Source organism: Bacillus sp. JJ722, assembly GCF_036963345.1.
Classification (GTDB): Bacteria; Bacillota; Bacilli; order Bacillales; family DSM-1321; genus Bacillus_AD.
Map to the genome: position 1 here is coordinate 1 of NZ_JBALMO010000361.1, position 1,964 is coordinate 1,964.

Genomic DNA, 1,964 nt, shown 5'->3' on the forward strand with positions numbered 1-1,964 from the left:
GGACTTATTAGACAGCCCCTTTTATTAAATATTTTATAGTTTCATTTTAAATTAAATGCGCTTTGCACCAAGATATTTACTCTTCCAATAAGAATTGTTTAGTGAATCAACTTTTACACCCTTTGAAGAGGCATGAACAAACTTATTATTTCCAACATAAATACCAACGTGAGAAGCACCTTTCTTATATGTACTAAAGAAAACAGTATCACCTTTTTGTAAACGGTTCTTTGCAATTGATGTGCCTTTTTGGTACATTTGGGCTGCCGTTCTAGGTAATGCTTTGCCTGATTTTTTATATGCATATCCTACGAATCCAGAACAATCAAATCCTGAAGGGGTAGTACCGCCCCATTTATATGGAACACCAATGAATTTTTGACCAATGTTTGCAGCATTTACTCGATAATTAGTTGTACTAGCAGCACTCGCATCAACGCTTCCAAAAATCCCAGAAAATAAAATACCAAATGCTAACGTAGTCAAGATGATCAATTTTTTCATTAATTCAAGTTCCTCCAAAAGTTGTTAGTAATATTTCAATTAAATATAGTTAAATTGGTTATTTATTTTATCAACATTTGTAGTGTATCAAATAGATTCAAGGGTTAGGTTACAGTCAATTTAATTAATATTACAACTATATTTCAATCGCTTTCATTATCGTAATATCTATCATAAATTCAAGATTTAATTGAAGGTATTTTAGAATTATCTCTAGTAAACTAGTAAATCTTCGTGAAACAAAAAAAGCCTTACCCATTTCGAGTAAGGCTAAAAATATTTGATAACCTAATAATTAACACTATGTGCAAGAGTTTGCCTTTTATCCAACACTTCGAACACTTTTTCTTTGCCATGAAACAGAAACAAACATTGTAATAAGAAGAATAGCGCTTCCAAGAATAAATGGATAGAATATATTAACATCATACAGAAGACCAGCAAGTATTGGTCCTATTATATTTCCAATACTCATATATGCATTATTCATTCCCATCGCAAACCCTTGTTCATTACCTGCTTGCTTCGAAATGATTGTATTAAGTACTGGTCGTAATATGGATGTTGCTAAGAAAATCAATAATGTTACTACAAAGAATAATAAGAAGGTTGATACAAAAAGTGATAAAAGAAAACCTAATGTTGCTATACCAATGAATATTATTAACACATATCCTTCACCAAAGTTCCGAACAAGCCGATCCACTACAAACAGCTGAACGATTACACTTATAACTCCTGTTGCTGTAATCATGGAGGCTATTTCTTGAGGAGTAGCACCGAATTGAAAGTCTACAAATAATCCGAGTATAGATTCATATGCCATCAAGCCAAAACTCATAACAAGCCCAATAATTAAGGGGATAAAATATGGCTTTTTAACAGATTGCCCAAGCTGCTTCATAAATGACTCTTGATTTTGCTGATTGTTAGTTGCAGTGTTTGTATCACGACTTTCTTTTAAAACTACTATTGAAAATAATACAGCCACTGTTGCAACAAGAGCAGAAATCAAAAGTGGAATTTTAATTCCAAAATCCGCAAGGAACCCTCCAACACCTGGGCCAATAACTATCCCTAGGGACATTGCTGCTGAAATCAAACTATTTCCTTTCGCTCTTTGATCAATAGTAGTAATGTCTGCTACATACGCAAATATAGCCGGAACTAATAACGCAGCCCCAATTCCACCGATAATGCGCGATAAGTATAATATCCAGATAGAGTTACTCAAATAGAAAACAAACATAGCCAGTGTTAGTCCACTTAGGCCAAGTATGATCATAATTCGCCTACCATATTGGTCTGCCCACTTCCCTGCAATAGGAGACATAATGAATTGAGCACCCGCAAATATAGCAACCATTAGCCCCGCTGCCGTTCCACCTTCACCAATGGACTCTAAATACTTAGGTAAAATAGGAATGATAATACCGAAGCTTCCTATTGCTATAAACATG

The 1,964-nt window shown here is 34.2% G+C and carries 2 protein-coding genes; both read right to left on the bottom strand.

Annotated features, from left to right (window positions below):
* Nucleotides 1-51: 51 nt before the first annotated feature.
* Complete coding sequence (locus V7014_RS26140) at nt 52-504, bottom strand: C40 family peptidase (protein WP_335511882.1); 453 nt, start codon at nt 502-504, stop codon at nt 52-54.
* A gap of 322 nt (nt 505-826) precedes the next feature.
* Entirely contained in the window at nt 827-1,963 is a 1,137-nt protein-coding gene (locus tag V7014_RS26145; RefSeq protein WP_335511885.1) for an MFS transporter, read from the bottom strand.
* Between the last annotated feature and the right edge of the window lies 1 nt (nt 1,964).

Bases quoted from the DNA above. Each gene is read 5' to 3' on its own strand.
- V7014_RS26145 (WP_335511885.1), bottom strand. From the start codon at position 1,963: ATGTTTATAGCAATAGGAAGCTTCGGTATTATCATTCCTATTTTACCT.
- V7014_RS26140 (WP_335511882.1), bottom strand. From the start codon at position 504: ATGAAAAAATTGATCATCTTGACTACGTTAGCATTTGGTATTTTATTT.